At 73.6% G+C, this 19,196-nt stretch carries 14 protein-coding genes; 4 read left to right on the top strand and 10 right to left on the bottom strand.

Annotated features, from left to right (window positions below; genetic code table 11):
* Window positions 1-2: 2 nt before the first annotated feature.
* Window positions 3-773, bottom strand: a complete 771-nt coding sequence (locus AB0K12_RS03635; RefSeq protein WP_364555277.1) for an oxidoreductase — start codon at window positions 771-773, stop codon at window positions 3-5.
* An 82-nt stretch (window positions 774-855) separates the two neighbouring features.
* On the opposite strand from AB0K12_RS03635, the gene AB0K12_RS03630 reads away from it, so the two are divergent.
* On the top strand, window positions 856-1,416 hold the full coding sequence (locus tag AB0K12_RS03630; protein ID WP_364555276.1) for a helix-turn-helix domain-containing protein: 561 nt from the start codon (window positions 856-858) through the stop codon (window positions 1,414-1,416).
* Here the strand turns inward: AB0K12_RS03630 and sigJ are convergent.
* Window positions 1,405-2,295, bottom strand: a complete 891-nt coding sequence (gene sigJ / locus AB0K12_RS03625) for an RNA polymerase sigma factor SigJ (protein ID WP_364555275.1) — start codon at window positions 2,293-2,295, stop codon at window positions 1,405-1,407. The two genes, AB0K12_RS03630 and sigJ, sit on opposite strands and share 12 nt — an antisense overlap.
* Window positions 2,296-2,430: 135 nt before the next feature.
* On the opposite strand from sigJ, the gene AB0K12_RS03620 reads away from it, so the two are divergent.
* The gene (locus AB0K12_RS03620; RefSeq protein WP_364555274.1) at window positions 2,431-2,907 is read left to right on the top strand and encodes a carboxymuconolactone decarboxylase family protein; all 477 of its coding nucleotides are present in this window, start codon (window positions 2,431-2,433) and stop codon (window positions 2,905-2,907) included.
* Window positions 2,908-2,916: 9 nt separating this feature from the next.
* The gene (locus AB0K12_RS03615; RefSeq protein ID WP_364555273.1) at window positions 2,917-3,849 is read left to right on the top strand and encodes an aminoglycoside phosphotransferase family protein; all 933 of its coding nucleotides are present in this window, start codon (window positions 2,917-2,919) and stop codon (window positions 3,847-3,849) included.
* Here AB0K12_RS03615 and AB0K12_RS03610 read toward each other — a convergent pair.
* The 8 genes from AB0K12_RS03610 to AB0K12_RS03575 form a co-directional block, all read right to left on the bottom strand.
* Entirely contained in the window at window positions 3,822-4,964 is a 1,143-nt protein-coding gene (locus AB0K12_RS03610; protein WP_364555744.1) for an inositol-3-phosphate synthase, read from the bottom strand. The genes AB0K12_RS03615 and AB0K12_RS03610 overlap by 28 nt on opposite strands.
* Before the next feature lie 105 nt (window positions 4,965-5,069).
* Window positions 5,070-5,846, bottom strand: coding sequence for a BTAD domain-containing putative transcriptional regulator (locus AB0K12_RS03605; RefSeq protein WP_364555272.1), 777 nt, complete (start codon window positions 5,844-5,846; stop codon window positions 5,070-5,072).
* Window positions 5,847-6,220: 374 nt separating this feature from the next.
* Window positions 6,221-7,729 (bottom strand): condensation domain-containing protein, encoded by a 1,509-nt coding sequence (locus tag AB0K12_RS03600; RefSeq protein ID WP_364555271.1) that lies wholly within the window; start codon window positions 7,727-7,729, stop codon window positions 6,221-6,223.
* Complete coding sequence (locus AB0K12_RS03595) at window positions 7,726-14,373, bottom strand: type I polyketide synthase (RefSeq protein WP_364555270.1); 6,648 nt, start codon at window positions 14,371-14,373, stop codon at window positions 7,726-7,728. The genes AB0K12_RS03600 and AB0K12_RS03595 overlap by 4 nt, the downstream gene beginning before the upstream one ends.
* A gap of 66 nt (window positions 14,374-14,439) precedes the next feature.
* Window positions 14,440-14,868 carry a VOC family protein gene (locus AB0K12_RS03590; RefSeq protein WP_364555269.1) on the bottom strand — a complete coding sequence of 143 codons (429 nt, stop codon included), beginning with the start codon at window positions 14,866-14,868 and terminating at the stop codon, window positions 14,440-14,442.
* Entirely contained in the window at window positions 14,865-15,104 is a 240-nt protein-coding gene (locus tag AB0K12_RS03585; protein WP_345397000.1) for an acyl carrier protein, read from the bottom strand. Before AB0K12_RS03585 ends, AB0K12_RS03590 begins: the two co-directional genes overlap by 4 nt.
* Entirely contained in the window at window positions 15,097-16,956 is a 1,860-nt protein-coding gene (locus AB0K12_RS03580; RefSeq protein WP_364555268.1) for an HAD-IIIC family phosphatase, read from the bottom strand. The genes AB0K12_RS03585 and AB0K12_RS03580 overlap by 8 nt, the downstream gene beginning before the upstream one ends.
* Before the next feature lie 25 nt (window positions 16,957-16,981).
* On the bottom strand, window positions 16,982-17,995 hold the full coding sequence (locus tag AB0K12_RS03575; RefSeq protein ID WP_364555267.1) for a 3-oxoacyl-[acyl-carrier-protein] synthase III C-terminal domain-containing protein: 1,014 nt from the start codon (window positions 17,993-17,995) through the stop codon (window positions 16,982-16,984).
* Window positions 17,996-18,162: 167 nt separating this feature from the next.
* Between AB0K12_RS03575 and AB0K12_RS03570 the strand changes: the two genes are divergently transcribed.
* The gene (locus AB0K12_RS03570) at window positions 18,163-19,164 is read left to right on the top strand and encodes a methyltransferase (RefSeq protein WP_364555266.1); all 1,002 of its coding nucleotides are present in this window, start codon (window positions 18,163-18,165) and stop codon (window positions 19,162-19,164) included.
* Window positions 19,165-19,196: the final 32 nt, after the last annotated feature.

The following is a 19,196-nucleotide window of genomic DNA, read 5'->3' as shown; positions in this document are numbered from 1 at the left end:
GGTCACACCACCGGGATGATGCCGCCGTCGACGCGGAACTGGGCGCCCGTCAGCCATTTCGCGCGGCGGGAAGCGAGGAAGGCGATCAGTTCGGCGGCGTCCTCGGGGTGGCCGAAGTGGCCCATGGGGATGTTGAGGTGGTCGGCTGTCTGTTGCTGTACCTGCTTCAGGGTGATGCCTTGTGTGTCGGCGATCTCCTGGTGGTGCGCGATGGCGCCTTCTGTGGCGATGAAGCCGGGGAGGACGCACACCACCCGTACGCCGCTCCGGCCCACCTCGGCGGCGAGGCCGCGGCTGTAGGCGTTCAGTGCGGCCTTCGCGGCCGCGTACGAGATGTCGCCGTTCTGCGGCGTGCGGCTGGCGATGGAGGAGACGTGCACCACGACGCCTGAGCCGCGTTCTGCCATGCCCGGGACGAGGGCGCGGTCGAGGCGGACGGCGCTCAGCAGGTTGATGTCCAGGTCTCTGCGCCAGTACTCGTCGGGGCGCTCCAACGTGGGTGTCAGCGGGGTGGTGGCGCCGGCGTTGTTCACCAGGACGTCCACGCCGCCCACGGTGTCGATGACCTGCTGGGCGAGGGCGGTCACGCCCTGCTCCGTGGCGAGGTCTGCGCGGATGAAGGTGGCGGGCAGGTCCTCGGGGGGTTCGCCGCGGGAGGCGGTGAGCACGGTCGCGCCGGCGGCGGCGAAGCGGCGGGCGGTGGCGGCGCCCAGGCCGCGGCTGCCGCCGGTGATCAGGACGCGCAGGCCGTTCAGGCCCTCGTCGACGGTCATGGGGGTTGCTCCTCGGCTAATGTGAATCGGACTCCGGTAACACTACAGCAAGCGGAGTCCGATTCACCTTAGGGAGGTGCTGGTGACGTCCTCACGTCCGATGCGCGCGGATGCGCGGCGCAACCGCGAGGCGCTCCTGGCCGCGGCGCGCGAGGCGTTCCTCGGTGGGGAGGCCGAGATCCAGGTCGAGGAGATCGCGCGGCGGGCCGGCGTGGCGGTCGGTACGCTCTACCGCCACTTCGAGACCCGCGAGGCCCTGGTGGAGGAGGTCTATCGCGACGAGGTCGCCACGTTGTGCGGCGCGGCCGATGAGCACCTCGGCCGGTACGCCCCCGAGGAGGCCCTGCGGCGGTTCCTGCTGCTGCTCGTGGAGCACGCGGCGGTGAGCAAGGGCATGGCCGTGGCGCTGGAGAGCATCATGGCGACCGATTCGCCGGTCTTCGAGGACGCTCGTACGCAGATGGCGCAGGCTCTCGATCGGCTGCTTGAGGCGGGGGTGGCGGCGGGGACGCTGCGTGAGGGGGTCGGCGGGCGTACGGTGTTGCGCGCGCTCGGCGGGGTCTGCGGGATGCGGGCCACCGCGGGGTGGAAGGACGAGGCCGTACGCATCACGACGATCTTCTTCGACGGCCTACGACGCTGACCAGGCGCGGAGTTTGTGGGGGTTGCGTACGGCCCAGATGTTCGTGATGCGGTCCCCCGCCACCTCGAACGCCATCACCGCCGCCGTCCGCCCCTCCTGCTCGGCCACCAGCCCGGGCCGGCCGTTGACCATCCGTTCCGTGAGCGAGAGCGCGGGGATCATCTCCGTGATCTCCAGCGCGTAGCGGGCGATCGCGGCGGCGCCGCGGATCGGTTCGAGGGCGGCGGGCACCAGGCCGCCGCCGTCGGCGGTGAGCGTGGCGGCGGGGTCGAGGAGGCCGATGAGGGCGGCGATGTCCTGGGACTCCCAGGCCCGCTTGAAGGTCCTGACGACGCCGGCGCGCTGCGCGTTCGTGGTCTCGGGTGGCTGGGCGGCGGTGATGCGGCGGCGGGCGGAGGAGGCGAGCTGGCGGCAGGCGGCGGGCGTGCGGCCGACGATCTCGGCCACCTCGGCGAAGGGGTAGCGGAAGACGTCGTGCAGGATGAACGCCACGCGCTCCGCCGGGGTCATCGACTCGACCACGACGAGGAAGGCCATGCTGAGCGACTCGTCGAGGGTGACGCGATCAGCTGGGTCGGCGGGGTCGGCGGTGATCCAGTCCGTACGTTCGGGCAGCGGCTCCGGGATCCACTCCCCCACGTAGCGCTCGCGCCTGGCCCTGGCCGAGCCGAGCAGGTCGAGGCAGATGCGGCCGGCGACCTTGGTGAGCCACGCGGCCGGCACCTCGATGGCCTGCCGTTCCTCGTCCGGCATGGCGTACCAGCGGGCGTAGGTCTCCTGGACGACGTCCTCGGCGTCGGCCAGGGAGCCGAGCAGGCGGTAGGCGAGGCTGATGAGCTGGCGTCGTTCGCCGATCAGGCTCGGGTCGGGCGTGGTCATGTCGTGGCCGGTCCCCTCGTGTGCCGCGGGTCTTCACCAAGGATGACGACGTAGGGGGCGGAGATGTGAGGCTCACATTTCGCCCGGCTGCGTCGTCGGAGTCCCGTACGAACATCCGAGGAGAGGAATGCTGTGATGTCCGAGTCGCGACTGCCCGATCCCGCCCGGTTCATCCCCGAGGTGGGCGAGATCGCCGGCGCGATGGCGAAGGCCGTCATGAACGGGACGATTCCCCAGACCACCGTGCACCTGGTGCAGCTGCGCGCCGGGCAGCTGGTCGGCAACACGTACCACACGGTGCGGCAGACCGGCGAGCTGCGGGCGGCCGGGGAGACGGAGGAGCGGATCACGGCGGTGGCGTCGTGGCGGGACGCCCCCCGTTTCACGGACGCGGAACGGGTCGCGCTGGAGCTGGTGGAGGCCGTGCTGACCCCGAACCCGTACGGGGAGCGCGTCCCCGACGAGCTGTTCGCCAGGGCGGCCGTCCACTACGACGAGAAGGCGCTGTGGACGCTGACCATGGCGATCGCCCAGATGTGCTTCTTCATCCCGGTCGCGCTCATCGCCAAGCCGGTGCCAGGAAAGCCCTTGGGGCAGAACTACACGCGATAGTGTGCCCGGATGATCCGCATTCCGGAGGGGTTGGCGCAGGGCACCGTCGCGCGTGAGGGTGAGGCTGGGGCGGCGTGGATCGCCGAGCTGCCGGCGATCGTGACCGAGCTGACGAAGCGGTGGGGGTGTGTGCCGGACGGTGAGGTGCTGCACGGCGGGGTCGGTGTGATCGTGCCCGTGCGGCGCCCCGGCGGCGGGCCCGCGGTGATCAAAGTGTCGTTCCCGCATCCGGGCAACGTGCACGAGCCGGACGCGTTCGCGGCGTGGGGCGGGCGGGGCGCGGTCATGCTGTACGAGCGGGCCGACGACCGCTACGCCATGCTGCTCGAACGTGCCGACACCCGGACCCTGGCGACGGCCGGGGACGTGGAGGAGATGGTGACGGTGGCGGGCCTGCTGAGCCGCCGCCTCGCCGTCCCCGCGCCGGACCACCTGCCGCGCCTGCACGACCGGGCCGGCGCCTGGGAGGAGGAGCTGCGCAGGGACGCGGCCGAGCTGCCGCACACCATGCCGGCGTACGTGGTGGACGCCGCCGTGGCCACCGTCCGCGAGGTGGGGGCGGCGCAGCCCGGCATCCTCATCCACGGTGACCTGCATCCCGGCAACATCCTGCGGGCCGAGCGGGAGCCGTGGCTGGCCGTCGATCCCAAGGGCTACGCCGGTGACCCCGCCTATGACGTGGGGCCGCTGGTCAAGTCGCTGGTGCTGAAGCTGCTTGAGGCGGGCGACCTGGGCAAGGCGCTGCTGCGTACGCTGGACGTCTTCGCCGAGACGGCCGAGCTGGATCGCGAGCGGGTGCGCCGGTGGGCCCAGTTCCACGCGGTGCAGGGCGCCTTCCACGGGCGCAGGCACGGCTTCAGGGTGTCCAGGGCGGGCGAGGTGGACGACCTGGCGCCGCTCCTCGATCTGGCCGATCAGCTGGCGGCGCTGCTCATGGACTGAGCCCAGGTCACCAGGGTGTCGTACTGGCGTTCCAGGCCGTGCTCGCGCGTCCCCAGCGGGTCCTTGAAGAAGAACGCCAGCTCCGGGAGCGGCCCGCGCAGGCCGGCGCGGTGGGCGGCGGCGGCGAGGCGGGCGAGGTCGAGCACCAGCGGGGCGGCCAGCGCGGAGTCGCAGCCCTGCCAGGTGAACTGCAGGGTCATCCGCACGCCCAGGAAGCCCTCGAACGTGACGTGGTCCCAGGCGGTCTTCCAGTCGCCGAGGTCGGGCACGTGGTGAATGTGCACGGCGTCGTGGACGTCCTCGCCGAGGGTCTCGGCGAGCATGCGGCGCTTGGAGCGGATCTTGCTGTCGGCGCGGTCGGGCTCGGCCAGGGTGGCGCCGTCGCCGCCGCCGAGCAGGTTGGTGCCCGACCAGGACAGCGGGCGCAGCGCCCGCCTGGCGAACATCGGCGCGAGCACCGACTTCACCAGGGTCTCGCCGGTCTTGCCGTCGTGGCCCGCGTACGGCACCCGCCGCTCCTCGGCGAGCTCGGCCAGGGCGGGCAGCCTGGCTCCCGTGGAGGGCGTGAAGTCGACGTAGGGGCAGCCGGCCGTGAACGCCGCCATGGCGTACAGCGAGCTGGGCGGCAGCTCCGCGGTGTCCGTGGCGAGCGCGTGGCGCAGCGCGTCGAGGGTGGCGTGCTGCGGCAGCTCGTACGGCAGCGGCGCCTCGGTCGAGGAGACGTTGACCACGACGACGGTGTCCAGTCCGTTCCTGGTGCGGAATCCGGCCAGGTGGGCGGCCGCCTCCTCGACGGCGGTGCGCTGGTCGGGCGCGGTGGCGAGCGGGCTGGGCCGGATCTCCTCCTCCGCCGCCCGCAGGTCGCGCTCGACGAGCGCGGGCAGCCCCGCGGGCACCACGCGGGCGTCGACCAGCTGTTCGGCGCGCTTGAGCAGCGGAGTGTCCACCAGCTCGTGCCCGCCGAACACCAGGTCGCCGAATTCCGTGAGGGGCACGGAGGCGAAGTCGGGCCGCGCGGTGACGCACCCCGTGGGCGCCACCAGACCCGCGCGCATGGCGGCGGCTCCCAGCGTCGCCGTCGTGCCCACCGACCCCCGTGCTCCTATGAGCCACATCCCCGTCCGCACCGTCCGTCTCCCGTCCCCCCGTGTGGCTTGGTCAGGGGGAACCTAGGCGGCGCGGCCATACCTCAGCTATATCTTCCAGCGGCTCCGCCCCCGTCAGGCGGCGCCTCGCAGGTTGAGCACGTCCGGGTGGTCGAGCCCGGAGTCTCCGGTCAGGATCGCCTGGTGCACGCGCTGCAGCTCCTCCCCCGGCGCGATGCCCAGGTGCTCGGCGAGGATCTCCCGTCCCTGCTGGTAGACCTGGAGCGCGTCGGCCGGCCGGCCGCAGCGGTAGAGCGCGATCATGAGCTGGGTCCTGAGCCCCTCCCTGAGCGCGTCCTCGCTCACGAGGCCGGTCAGCTCGGGTACGAGCTCCACGTGCATGCCCAGGGCCAGCCTGGCGTCGATGTGCCGCTCCAGCACCGTCCTGCGGCTCTCCTCCAGGCCGGGGAGCTCCGCGGCCGACAGCTGCCCGGTCACGTCGCAGAGGGCGGGGCCGCGCCACAGCGCGAGCGCCCTCCTGAGCGTGCTCTCCGCCTGGATGAATTCTCCGGCGCCGAGCTGGCGGGCGCCCTGGTCGGCCAGGGCCTGGAATTTGCGGTGGTCCACTTCCCATTGTCCGGTGACCAGCTGATAACCACTTCCTTCGCGAGAGATTTCCAGGCTGCCTTTCCGCAGCCGGTGCCGGAGCCGCGACACGTACGTGCAGATCTGCGCGCCCGGTGTCGTGGGCGGCTGTTCACCCCACAGCAGGTAGCTCATTCTCTGATCAGAAAGCGGCCTGCCCTCGGCGAACAGCAACGCAGCCAGCACGGTGCGTAACTTGGCCCCGTCCAGCGGAACGGCACGCCTGCCACTCCAGGCCTCGACCGGCCCCAGGAGCCGGAACTCCATGTGGCACCCCCTTGTTTACCCGAATGCTCGAACACTCCAAGATTGCCATCTTCTGATAAAGAAAGCTGTAATCGCGGACAACCTTTTACTTGACAACTGAAAATCACGAAAAAAGGCCGTCATCACACGGAGCGACGACTCATCGGATAAGCGTGACCGGCATTCTTGAAATATACCGGAATTATGTTCCGGCAGGGGCGGTGAAACCGCAGGCCATCGGAGAATATGACGTTGACTCATCTCCGGCGATGGCCCGCGGCTTTCTGACACGTGAAGTCAGGAGGGCGACGGTGGTGAAACCGCCACCCGAATTCGGGGGCATCGGCCTACGCCGGGGGTAGGTCTAGGCCCCCCTTCCGCGCGCCAGGGCCCGCTCAGCCGGCGCCCCACCCGAGCATGAGCCGCTGCTCCTCCTCGGTCAGCATGGGCAGCCGGGACAGCGGCGCGTCGGGGTCGGCGACGGCCGCGGCCAGCAGCACCCGCAGGTTGCTCACCAGGCGTTCGACGGTCGCCCGGTCGAACAGATCGGTGTCGTACGTCAGCGCGCCCGCGATCGTCCCGTCCGTCTCGTGCAGTTGCAGGTCGAGGTCGTAGCGGGAGGTCGGGTGCGACAGCGGGTGCGGCGCCAGCACGAGGCCGCCCAGGTCGAGCACGAGCGCGTCCGCCGAGCGCAGCCCGAACAGCGACACCCCTTCCGGCCCGCGCGCCTGCCGGAACCGGACGCGGTGCGACTTCTGCATGCCGAAGCTGACCTCGCACAGCGGCGGGCGGCTCGGGTCGCGCTCGGGGTTGAGCAGGTCCACCAGCACCGCGAACGGCAGGTCCTGGTGGTCGAGCGCGTCGAGCACGCCGTCGCGTACGCGCCGCACGAGCAGGCGGAACGACGGCGGCCCCGCGAGGTCGGCGCGCAGCACCACCGAGTCCGCGAAATAGCCGACGACCTCGCTGAAGGCGGCCTGCTCCCGGTGCGCGGTCGGAGTCGCCACCCGCAGGTCGGCCTGCCCGGTGTGCCGGTAGAGCAGGGTGTAGAAGCCGGCCAGCAGCACCACGAACAGCGTCGCCGCCTCGGCGTCGGCCAGGCGGCGCAGCGCGGCCGACAGCTCGGCGTCGAACGACACCGGGCACCGGTCGCCGCGCCGGCGGCGGACGCGGGGACGCGGCCGGTCCGTACGCAGCCCCAGGTCGGGCAGCGGCCCGGCGAGCCTCTTACGCCAGTACCCGGCCAGCCGCGCGCCCTCGGGCCCGCTCAGCAGGGCCGCCTGCCGGCGGACGTAGTCGGTGTAGCGGGCGCCCACCTCCGGCAGGTCCGGCGGCTCGCCCCGCAGCCTGGCGGTGTAGAGCACACCCAGCTCGTCCAGGCACTGGAAGGCCGACCAGGCGTCCAGGGCGATGTGGTGGCCGTTGAGCAGCAGGACCTGCCCGCCGTCGCCGCGGTCGTACAGGTGCCAGCGCAGCACCGGGCCCTCCGCGAGGTCGAACGGGCGCATCGCCTCGCGGGTGAGCAGCGCGGCGAAGGCGTCCTCGTCGAGGTCGCGGGCGTCGTACGACTCCAGCCGCACCTGCCCGGCCGGCGGGTGCACGCGCTGGAACGGGATGCCCTCCAGCGCCACGTACGTCGTCCGCAGCATCGGGTGCCGGGCGGCCAGGTCGGCGAGCGCGCCGTCGAAGGCCGCCCGGTCCAGCCGGGTCAGCACCCGCCACGCGGACGGGACGTTGTAGGCGGGATTGCCGGGATCGACGTGGTGCAAGAACCACATGGCCTGCTGGCCGTGCGAGAGCGGGAACAGCTCGTCGCCCTTCGCACGGCGCAGCAGCAGGTCGCGTACGAGCGCGCGTTTCTCCTCCGGCGCGAGCCGGTCGAGCAGGTCGGCGATGCCCGTCACGCGGTGCTCTCCCCACCGGCCAGCAACTGACCGAGCACGGCGTCGAGGTCGCCGTCCGACAGCTCGTCGACCTGCTCGGGGCGCAGCTCCGGCACGGCCACCGGCTGGGCGGCCTGGGCCGGGGCGTGCGCCTCGGCACGACCGGACGCGGCGGCCTGGGCGGGAGCGTGCGCCTCGGTGAGGCCGGACTCGACGTACCTCGCGATCTCCACGATGGTCGCGCCGCCGAGCAGCCGGGCCGTCGAGACGACCACGCCCGTGCTGGACTCGATGGCCTGGCGCAGCTCCATCGCCATGAGCGAGTCCACGCCCAGCGACGTGGCCGACGCCTCCGGATCCAGCAGCGCGGGATCCGTCCTGGTGATCTTGGCGATCTGCCGGGTGACGTGCTCGACGAGCAGGCCGGCGCGGCGGTCCGGCGCGGCGGCGAGCAGCTCGTCCTTGAGCCCCTTGCCGTCGTGGCCGGCCCGGTCCGCGCCGGAGTCGTCGGGGACGGCCAGCAGGTCGCGCAGCAGCGAGCCGCGCCCGGCCGAGGGCAGCAGCTCCGCCCAGCGGCCCGGCTCGAACCGGGTGATCGCCACCTGCGCGGGCCCGCCCGCCGCCAGCTCCCGCATGAGCGCGTCGAAGCCCTCGTCGGGGGTGCAGCTCGGCAGGCCGCGGTCCTCCAGCCGGCCGCCGCGGTCGGGGCGGGCCGCGAGCCCGATGTCCGACCAGGGGCCCCAGTTGATCGTGGTGGCGGGCATGCCGTGGGCGCGCCGGTGGTGGGCGAGCGCGTCCATGGCGGTGTTGCCCGCCGCGTAGTTGGCCTGGCCCGGGTTGCCGAGCAGGGCCGCGACGGAGGAGAACAGCACGAAGAAGTCGAGCGGCGCGCCGGCCGCGAGCCGGTGCAGGTTCCAGGAGCCGAGCGCCTTCGGGCCGAGCACGGTCGTGAAGTCCTCCCAGGTGAGCTGGGCCAGCGTGCGGTCGGCCAGCACGCCGGCCGCGTGCACGACGCCGCGCAGCGGGGGCGCGCCCGCCAGGGCCGAGGTGACGGCGCGGGCCAGGTCGGCGTGCCTGGCGACGTCGGCGCGTATCACGGTGACGGCGGTGCCGGCCGCGCGCAGCGCGTCCAGCTCGGCGGCCGTCTCCGGGCTCGGCGCGCGCCTGCCGAGCAGGATCAGGTGTCCCGCGCCCTCGCGGGCCAGGGCCCGCGCGGTGCCGAGGCCGAGCGCGCCCAGGCCGCCGGTGACCAGGTAGCTGCCGTCCGCGCGGACCGGCAGATCACCCGACGGCTCCGGCTCCATGGACACCAGCACCTTGCCGACGTGCCTGGCCCTGGCGAGGCGGCGGAAGGCGGCGCCGGCCGTCCGTACGGGGTGCACCTCCCTGGGCAGCGGGCTCAGCCGGCCGTCCGCGAGGCGGCCCATGAGCTCCCACAGCGCCGCGCCGACCTGCTCGGGCCGGTGCAGGAACAGCGCCTCGACGTCGAGCGAGCAGAACGACAGGCCCCTGCCGAAGTGGGCGAGCCCGAGCTGGGTGTTCTCCTCGATGTCGCGCTTGCCCAGCTCGACGAACCGGCCGCCGGGGCGCAGCGCCGCCAGGCCCGCCTCGATGGCGTCGCCGGACAGCGAGTTCAGCACGATGTCCACACCCTCGCCGCCGGTCAGCTCCCGCACCTGCGCGGCGAAGTCCACGGAACGGGAGTCCATGACGTGCTCGATGCCCAGCTCGTCGCGCAGGTAGGCGCGCTTCTCCTCGCTCCCGGCGGTGGCGAACACCTCGGCGCCCGCCGCGCGGGCGAGCTGCACGGCCGCGAGGCCCACGCCGCCACTGGCCGAGTGGATCAGCACCCTGTCGCCCGCGCCCATGCCGGCCAGCCGTTCCAGCCCGAAGTACGCGGTCAGGAAGACGATCGGCGCCGTCACGGCGTCCTCGAAGCTCAGCGCGTCGGGCAGCGGCACGACCACGCGGGCGTCGGCGTGCACGTGGGAGGCCACGCAGCCGCGCGAGGAGTCGGTGATGGCGACCACCCGCTGCCCCACCGACAGCCCTTCGACGCCCTGGCCGAGTGCGGTGACGCGGCCCGCGCACTCGATGCCGAGCGGCAGGGCGGCCGTCGTGGCGGCGGGCAGCACGCCCATCGCCCGCAGCACGTCCTTGAAGTTCAGCGCCGCCACCGCCACCTCGACCTCGACCTCGCCGGGCGCGGCCGGCTCCGCCTCCGCGGGGGTGAGGCGGAGCCGGTCGAGCGGGCCCGGCGCGGGCATCTCCAGCCGGAACCTGCCGCCGCCGCGCAGCAGCTCGGCGCCGCGCACGGTCTCGTCGTCCTCCTGTACGGGGTAGGGCAGGCGGCGCATCCTGGCCGCGTACCGCTCGCCGTGCCGCCAGGCCACCTGGTCCTCGTCCTCGGCCGCCAGCTCGTCGGCGAGCGCGCCGGGGCTGCCCTGTTCGAGGTCCACGAGGGTGCAGCGCAGCTCGGGGTGCTCGTGGGCGACGGTCCTGCCGAATCCCCACAGGGACGCCGGCACGATGTCGGGCAGCTCGCCCTGCCTGACCGCGACGGCTCCCGTGGTGACGATCCACAGCCGGGTCGATGTGCCGGCCAGGGCCTGCACCAGGTGCAGCGCACCGCCGCAGGCCAGGGCGAGCGCCCCGGCCAGCACGTCCGCGTCCGACGTCGCCGCGTCCTGGGCGGTGGCCGCTCCCGTGGACGGGGCGCGGTCCCGCTCCCCCGTCCGGCCCGTGTCGCCGGGGAGCAGGGCCCAGGCGTGGATGACGCCGTCCAGGTCGAAGTCGGCGGCGGTGTCGGTGAGCAGGCGGGCGAAGTCGGCGGGGGCGGCCGGGTCGATGACGTAATGGTCGGGGGCTACGCGCTCGTACGTCTGGCCGGGGTGGACCCTGACGCAGGTGTGGCCGCGGGCGGTCAGCGTCTCGTGCAGCGTGCCGCCGGGGGCGTCGAGGAGCAGGAGGCGGCGGGTGGTCTCCTTGCGGGGCGGGGCGGGCAGCGGCTGCCAGGCGATCTCGTAGCGGGCCTCGGTCATCTTCTCCGTGGCCTCGTCCGTGCCGCCCAGGCGGCGCATCGCCAGGCCGTCCACCTCCAGGACGAGCGTGCCGTCCGGGTTCCACACCTTGAGGTCGGCGCGGCCGTCGGCGCTGAGGCTCGCGTGGGCGAGGCAGCCGTCGGCGGGCGCGCCGTGCAGGCGCAGCCGTGTGAGGCTGACCGGCAGGTACGTGTCCGTGCCGTCCGGCAGCGTGGCGAGGACGGTCTGCAGGCAGGCGTCGAGGATCGCCGGGTGCACCACGTGCGGGTCGCCGGGGGCGGTCACCGTGTCGAAGCCGGACAGCTCCGCCCACGCCTCGTCACCCGTACGGTGCACGCGCTGGATCCGCTGGAACCGCGGCCCGTAGCGCAGGCCGCGCGCGGCGCACTCCCGGTAGAAGTCGTCCGCGCCGATGACCGCACAGCCCTCGGGCACCGCCGGCGCCTGCGCGATCGCCCCCGTGGCCGCTTCCGTGCCCGGTTCTGTGGCCGGGGCTGGGGCCGGTTCTGTGGCCGGTTCTGTGGCCGGGGCTGTGGCCGGGGCTGGGCGGAGGCGGCCCTTCGCGTGCAGGGTCCAGGCGCCGTCGCCCTGGTCGCTGTAGATCTGGAAGGCGCGCTGCTCCCCCGTGCCGGCCAGCGCCAGCTGGACCTGGGTGGTGCGCTGGTCGGGCAGGGTCAGGGCGGCGGCGAAGATCAGGCCGGCCAGCTCCACCGGCTCGCCGCCCGATGCCGCGAGGGCCATCTCCGCGTAGCCGGCCGCGGGGAAGACGGCCATGTCGTCCACGCGGTGCTCGGCCAGGTACGGCGTGGTGCGGACGTCCTGCCACGACTCCCAGAACTCGGTGCCGGGATGCGCGGCGAGCTGCATCCGGGCGCCGAGGAGCGGGTGGCCCGCCGTGCCGTGCCGGGGACGCCCGGCCTTGGCCGAGTCCTTCCACGGGAAGCTGGTGTGCTGCCACGGATAGCGCGGCAGGTCCACGTGCGCGCCCCGGCCGGGGAAGAGGGCGGGCCAGTCGGGCTCGTGGCCCGCCACGTACAGGTGGGCGAGCGAGCCGAGCGCCACCTCCACACCCTCGTCGCGCCGCATCGACGGCAACAGGAGCAGGTCGGCCTCGATGCCGCGGCCGATCGCGCCGAGCACCACCGGGTGCGGACTGATCTCCACGAACGTGTCGTGCCCCTCGGCCACCAGCCGCTCGACGGCCGGCCAGAACCGCACCGGCTCGCGCAGGTTCCGCACCCAGTAGGCGGCGTCCAGCCGCTCCGCCTCAGGGTCGGCGGTCGAGTGGAACGCCGGCCCATCCGCGGCGGCCTCGCCGCCGACGCCGGCGATCTCCGTGCGCAACAGGTCGCGCAGGGCGTCCATGTGGGGGCTGTGGGCGGCGACGTCGATGTCGATGCGACGGCAGAAGACCTCGCCGCCCTCCAGCTCGCCCACGATCTTGTCGATCGCGGCCCGGTCACCGGAGACGACCGTGGTGGACGGGCCGTTGAGCGCCGCCACCGAGACCTGCCCCGCGTACGGCCCCACCAGCGCGCGGGCCTCCTCGTGGGCCAGGCCCACCACGGCCATGCCGCCCCGGCCCGCCGTGGTCGCCATCAGCCGGCTGCGGGCGCAGATGACACGGGCGCCGTCGTCCAGGGAGAGCCGGCCGGCCGCGCAGGCCGCCGCCAGCTCGCCCATGCTGTGCCCGATCACGGTGTCGGGCACGATGCCCCACGACCGCCAGAGCGCGGCCAGCGCCACCTGCACGGAGAACAGCACCGGCTGCACCACGTCGATCGGCAGCGCCGTCATCCGCTCCGGCGGGCCGGACAGCAGCTCCAGCACCGACCAGCCGCTCCACCGGCGCACGGCCGCGTCGCACCGCTCGATCGCGCCGCGGAAGACCGGCTCGGACGCGAGCAGCTCCGCGCCCATGCCGGGCCACTCCGAGCCCTGCCCGGGGAAGACGAACGCCACCTTGCCAGGCCGCGCGGGCACCCGGCCGGTGACCGTGCCCGCCTTGGCCCGGCCTTCCTTGAACGCGGTCAGCGCCTCGCGCATCTCGGCGGCCGACCCGGCGTGCACGACCAGCCGGTGCGGCTCGTGGCTGCGGCGGGTGGCCGCCGCCCGGCACACGTCCAGCGCGGCGGGGCCGTCCGGCCTGGCCAGCAGCTCCTCGTACGCGCCCGCCGCGTCGGCCAGCGCCTGCTTGGACCGCGTGGACAGGGCGAGCAGCAGCCCGCGCGAGGCGACCGCCGGCTCGGACGCGACCGCGGCGGACCCCGTAGCGGAAGCGGCGGCGCGGGCGGCGGGTTCGGCGGCGGGTTCGGCGGCGGGTTCGGGGGTGGGGGCGGCCTCCAGGACGACGTGGGCGTTCGTGCCGGTGATGCCGAACGAGCTGACCCCGACCGCGGTGGGCGCGTCCGCCGGCCACGGCTCCAGCTCCCGCTGCACCCGGACGGCGTGCCGGTCCCAGGCGAAGGCGGGCGTGGGCTCGGCGCAGTGCAGCGACGGCGGCAGCGTCCTGTGGTGCAGGCTGAGCGCGGCCTTGATGACGCCGGCGATGCCCGCGGTGCCCTCGGTGTGCCCGATGTTGGTCTTGACCGAGCCGACCTTGACCGGCCGGTCCGCCGGGCGGCCCGCCGCGAAGACCGCCGCGATGGCGGACAGCTCGACCGGGTCGCCGACGGCCGTGCCGGTGCCGTGCGCCTCCACGTAGTGCACCCGGTCGGGGGTCAGGCCGGCGTCGGCGTACGCGGCGCGCAGCACCTGCTCCTGCCCCGACCGGCTGGGCGTGCCGGCGGAGGCGCCGGTCTGGCCGTCGTTGTTGACCGCGCCGCCGCGTACCACGGCGTAGACGCGGTCGCGGTCGGCCAGGGCCGCCGACAGCGGCTTGAGCACGACCACGCCGAACCCGTCGCTGCGCACGAACCCGTTGGCCGAGGCGTCGAACGCCTTGCAGCGCCCGTCGGGCGCCAGCATGTTGCCCCGCGAGAACGACACGCTGATGCCGGGGTCGAGCAGCACGTTCGCGCCGGCGGCCAGCGCCAGGTCGGCCTCGCCGCGCCGGATGCTCTGGCAGGCGAGGTGCAGCGCCACCAGGGAGGAGCAGCAGGCGGCGTCGATGACCATGCTGGGGCCCTGGAGGGCCAGCGCGTGCGACAGGCGGCCGGCGATGACGCTGCGGGCGGTGCCGCGCATCGAGTAGAGGTCGTTGTCGTGGGAGTCGGCCGACTCCATGCACTCGTAGTCGCTGAAGTGCACGCCCGCGAAGACGCCCGTACGCGAGCCGGCCAGCAGGTGCGCGGGCAGCCCCGCGTCTTCGAGCGCCTCCCATGCGACCTCCAGCAGGACGCGCTGCTGCGGGTCGGTACGCGCGGCCTCGCGCGGCGAGTGCCGGAAAAACTCGGCGTCGAACTCGTCCACGCCGTCGATGAAGCCGCCCAGCCGGTTGTTGATCCGGCCCGGCGTGGCGGGCGTCGGGTCGTAGTAGGCGCCGGCGTCCCAGCGGTCGGCGGGCACCTCGCCGATGGCGTCGCGGCCGTCGCGGAGCAGCCGCCAGAACTCCTCCGGTCCGCGCGCGCCGGGAAGCCTGCAGCCGATTCCGATGATCGCGACGAATTCTTCGTTGGAACGCACCGGGTGCCCCTTTTCCGTCGTTATCGAGGTCCGCTCGGCATTCTGTGCGGGCCCGCAATATGCCGCCTATACGCGCCGTTCCGCGCTTTCCTGGTACGCCACCAGCTCGACGAGGAACGCGGCGGGGCGGGGGACGTACATGAAGGCCACGGTCATTCCAGGGCGGGCGCCCCTGCACGGGGAGGCGTCCACCGGGGACAGCCCGCTCCCGCGCAGCCGGCGCAGCTCGGCCTCGACGTCGTCCACGACGAACGCGACGTGGTAGAGCCCTGGGCCCTGACCGGCGAGCCTGCCCTCGATCGCCGAGTTCGGGCGGGCCGGTGAGACCAGCTCGATGTCGGGGCCCTGGCCGGGCAGGCGCCAGAACTCACAGGTGACGCCGTAGTCGTCGGCGACGCCGCCGTCCACCGGGGACAGGCCGAGCGCCTCCAGGAACGCTCCGGTCCGCAGCGGTTCCGGGGTGGCCAGGCCGATGTGGTCGATGCCGAGGATCATGCGGCCGTCGTCCGGCCGACCAGCTCGGTGAGGTCGCCGACGGTCCGTACGGCGTGGAACTCGCGCAGGTCGAGCGTGACCCGCAGCCGGCTTTCGAGCTGGGCCAGCGCCTCCAGGGAGCTGATGCTGTCCCAGTCGCGCTCGGCCAGGACGTCCTCGTGGCGCAGCCGCCCGGCGTCCTCGCCGAGTATCTCGGCGAGCACCTCGGTCACGACCCTGCTGACCTGCTCACTCATGTCCGCTCCGCTCGCTCATCGTGATCCAGCCGGGCAGGTCCACCGTGCCGGTGGTCAGGTCGAGGACGAACGAGCCGTCCCCGTCCCTGTCCCCGTCCCTGGTGAAGCCGGCCTGCGTCCAGAAGGCGGCGGCGACCCGGTTGCGTTTCGTGGGGACGTACCGGCCGATCAGGGTCCGCGCGCCGCTTTCGGCGGCCTGCTCGGACAGCCAGGCGGCGATCGCCGTCTCGATGCCGCGTCCCAGCACCCGGCAGCTCAGCACCAGGTTGAGCACCCGCCACGTAACCGCGCCGCGCTCGGCCCACAGCGCGCCCACGACGCCGTCGGAGCCGAACCTGTCGGACACCGTCACGGTCGCCACCAGGTGGTCGGGGCGCGCGGCCAGCTCTGCCGTCTCGGCCTCGCCGAACCTGACGCCGGTGAGGTTGAACTGGTTCGTCCGCGCGGCGAGCTGCGCCGCCCGCGCCACCGTGTACGGCGTGACCGGCGCGATCTCCACCTCGATCTTCAGCGCCCGCAGGTAGTCGGCGGCCGCCTCGAACCCGTCGGAGAACTCGGCCCGCTCCGCCCGCGCCCGGTAGAGGTCGGCGCGCCGCAGGTCGGCCTCGGTGAGCGACGGCGCGTCGAACCAGCCGGTCCGCAGCAGCCTCCTGACCAGGTGGGCGGGGTCGCCGGCGGCCGAGACGACGCCGATCTCGGGAAAGCGGTCGGCCACCTCGGCGCGTTCGACCTCGGTGTCGTCCACGAAGACGAACGCGGACGGCGGCAGGCCGAGAGCGTCGGCCACCCTGCTCAGGTTCTCCGCCTTCGACGACCAGTTGACCGCCCGCGCCGCGAACGCGTCGGCGCGCAGCAGCATCTCGGGGTGCCCGCTCAGCGCCTCGTCGACAGGCTCGGCGTCGTTCTTGCTGGCCAGGACGAGGATGACGCCCTGCTCGCGCAGCCGTAGCACGGCCCGCTGGAACGCGCTGTAGCAGTTGCCCGGGTAGAGGCCGCCCAGCTGCACGCCGCCGGCGCCGGCCTCGCCGAGCACGCCGCCCCACAGCGTGCCGTCCAGGTCGAGGGCGAGCACCTTGCGCGACAGGCCGAGGCTCGCCTGGACGACGCGGCGCACCTCGCGGGCCAGCACCAGCAGCGCGCCGTCGGTGTAGGGCAGGTCGCCGTAGCGGTGCATGCGGTCGTCGCGGGCCGCGTACGGCTCCTCGGCCAGCAGCCCGGCCAGGTCCACGACCTCGACGGCGGCGTGCTGCTCGGCGAGGGCGAGGAGGGCGGCGTTCAGCTCGTACCAGAGCCTCGTGACCTGGGTGCGGGCCTGGCGGCTCACCAGGCCGTCGCGCAGCTCGGCGGGCATGGGGACGGTGTGCAGGATCAGTGTCGGGCCGCCGGTGGGCAGGTGCCGGGTGAGGGCGGCCAGCCTGGCGCGTACGTGCTCCTCCAGGGCCGTGACGCCGGCGGCCGACCAGTCGCGGGGCAGGAAGAGGGACTCGTCCATGAGCGCGCTGACGAACCGCGGCGACGAGCGGGCGAACGCGCCCGTGGCGAGCTCCCTGTCCAGCGAGCCGTGCTGCCCCACGGTCAGCTCGGGCAGCACGCCGGCGGCCACGAGCTGGGCCCGCAGGATCTGCTCGTACGGGCCGATCGTGGCGGTCGCCAGCACGGTCACCGGCACGACGGGCGCGTCCTCGGCGCCCTGCTGCGGCGAGGCCGGTGTCGAGGGCAGTGCCGCCAGCAGGCGTCCCGCGCGGCGGGCCAGTGCGGGGTCGGCCGTCTCCAGCAGCGCCAGGCGGGTGCGCGGCGGCGGCATGCGGCGCTCGGCGACGGCCGTCCGCAGCTCCTGCAGCAGTGCGTCCATGATCAGCCTTTCCCCGAACGTCCGGTCAGACCCTGATGAGGCTGCAGTACCAGCGCATGCCGATCGAGGTGCCGGTCAGCGCGGCGAGGTCGCCTGGCGCCAGCTCGCCCGCGTCCCAGCACCGCCCCAGGGCGAGGAGCTGGTCGGCGGCCCCCATGTGCCCGTGCGCGGCGGCCAGGCCGGCGTTGGTGCGCTCCGGCGGGATGCCGAACGGGCGGGCGACGTCGGCGATGGCGTCCGCGCTCTCGTTCAGCGCGAAGACGTGCGTCAGCTCGCCTGGGTCCACGCCGGCCCGCTCGCAGGCCCGCTCGATCACCTCGGCCGAGCGGGCGGCCAGCGCGTCCACGAAGGCGCGCAGCCGGCGCGGGCTCTTGTCGAAGTGGGCGTGCACCCGCTCGGTGCCGGCCGGCGCCGTGGCGGCCGACCAGCCGGGCGGCGGCACGGGGGCGACCGCGCCGCCATAGTCCGTACGGAACCAGTCGCAGAACTCCGGGTCGGTGAACTGGTGGGTGGCCAGCCACCGGTTACGGGGATGGCCGCGCCGCAGCACCGCCGCGACCGCCCCGTCGCTGTGCACGGCCGTGTTGACCGTCATCCGGTTGCGGTGGAACTCGCTCACCCGGTTCACCGCGACGAACAGCACGGTCTCGACCTCCGGCTGGACGGCCAGCGTGCCCGCGACCGTGCCGAGGCCGGTCACGCCGCACGCGCAGCCCTCGGTGAGCAGCAGCGTCTGGACGCGGTCGATCTTCAGCTCCCTGGCCAGCGCCGCCGAGGAGTCCCAGTGCAGGTACTCGGGCAGCTCCGACACCGCCACCACCAGCAGGTCGAGGTCGGCGGGGGCGAGCCCGACCCGGTCGAGCGCCGCCCGGCCGGCCCGCGCGGCGAGCTCGGTGCCCGTGACGCCGTCCTCGGCCCGGTGGAAGGTGCGGTAACCCATGCGCAGAATGCGCTCGGGGTCGGGCACGTAGTCGGCGGCGACCTCCCGCACGTCCTCGTCCGCTCCGAACGCGTAACCGAAACCGGCGATCCCGAACATCTTCCTCCCGCGCGCTCGTGCCGTCGCCGCCGATTATGGAAAATGCGTCTATACATCTCCGATAAATCGGCGCCCTACGCGGTCACCGCACCCTGACGATTTCCGGGAACGAAGTTAGGCTTTCCAGCCGGAATTCTTTTTTTCGACACCGGGAAACGGATGGCATCATGTTGCCGAGCGAGCTCGAACGCGCCGTATACGGGGTCGTCGCGACCCCGGCCCTCCACGTGGCCGACCGGCACGGCGTCTTCACCCACCTGATCCGCCAGGGCGAGGCCACGGCCACGGAACTGGCCGCCGCCCTGGGCGTCGACGCCGACACCCTCGAACGGGTGCTGCTGGTCCTCGTGGCCTTCGGCGTCCTCGGCAGGACGCAGGACGAGCAGTACGTCGTGCCCGAGCCGATGCGGCCGTACCTCGACAGGGACGACCCGCGCTGTCTCGGCGGGTTCGTGGAGCACCTGGCCACGGAGACCGTGGAGCGGATGGGGCGGCTCGACGCCTACCTGCGCGAGGGCAAGGCGGCGGTCGATCGGGACCTGCCGTCGCCGTTCGAGACCCTCTACCGCGACGAGGCCGCCACCCGCGACTTCCTGCGGGCCATGTGGGACCTCAGCTACGCGCCCTCGCAGGAGATCGCCGCCCTGGCCGGGCTGGGTGACGTCACGCGGCTGGTGGACGTGGGCGGCGCGACGGGGCCGTTCGCCACGGCGGCGCTGCAGCACGCGCCCGCGCTGCGTGCCGTGATCTTCGACCTGCCCCAGGTGGAGCCGTACCTGCGCGAATCCGCTCAGCGGCATGGATTGGTCGGGCGGCTGGCGTTCAAGGGGGGTGACTTCTTCGCCGACGAGCTGCCCCAGGGCGACTGCATCGCCTTCGGGTACGTGCTGTCGGACTGGACGGACGCGACGTGCGCGATGCTGCTGGAGAAGGCGTACCGGGCGTGCACGCCGCCTGGGCGGGTGCTCATCATGGAACGGCTCTTCGACGACGCCCGCACGGGGCCGCTGCCCACGTCCGTCATGAACCTGACCATGCACGTCGAGACCGAGGGCCGGCACCGCACCGCCGCCGAGTACTGCGCGCTGCTGGAGGCGGCCGGCTTCACCAACTGCGAGGTGCACAGGACCGGCGGCGAGAAACACCTCGTCATCGGCCACCGCAAATAACAGGAGCGGCCGGCCCTTCGGGGCCGGCCGCT

The sequence above is a fragment of the Nonomuraea sp. NPDC049419 genome, from assembly GCF_040676995.1.
GTDB lineage: Bacteria > Actinomycetota > Actinomycetes > Streptosporangiales > Streptosporangiaceae > Nonomuraea > Nonomuraea salmonea.
This window is presented reverse-complemented; position numbering and strand designations above follow the sequence as displayed.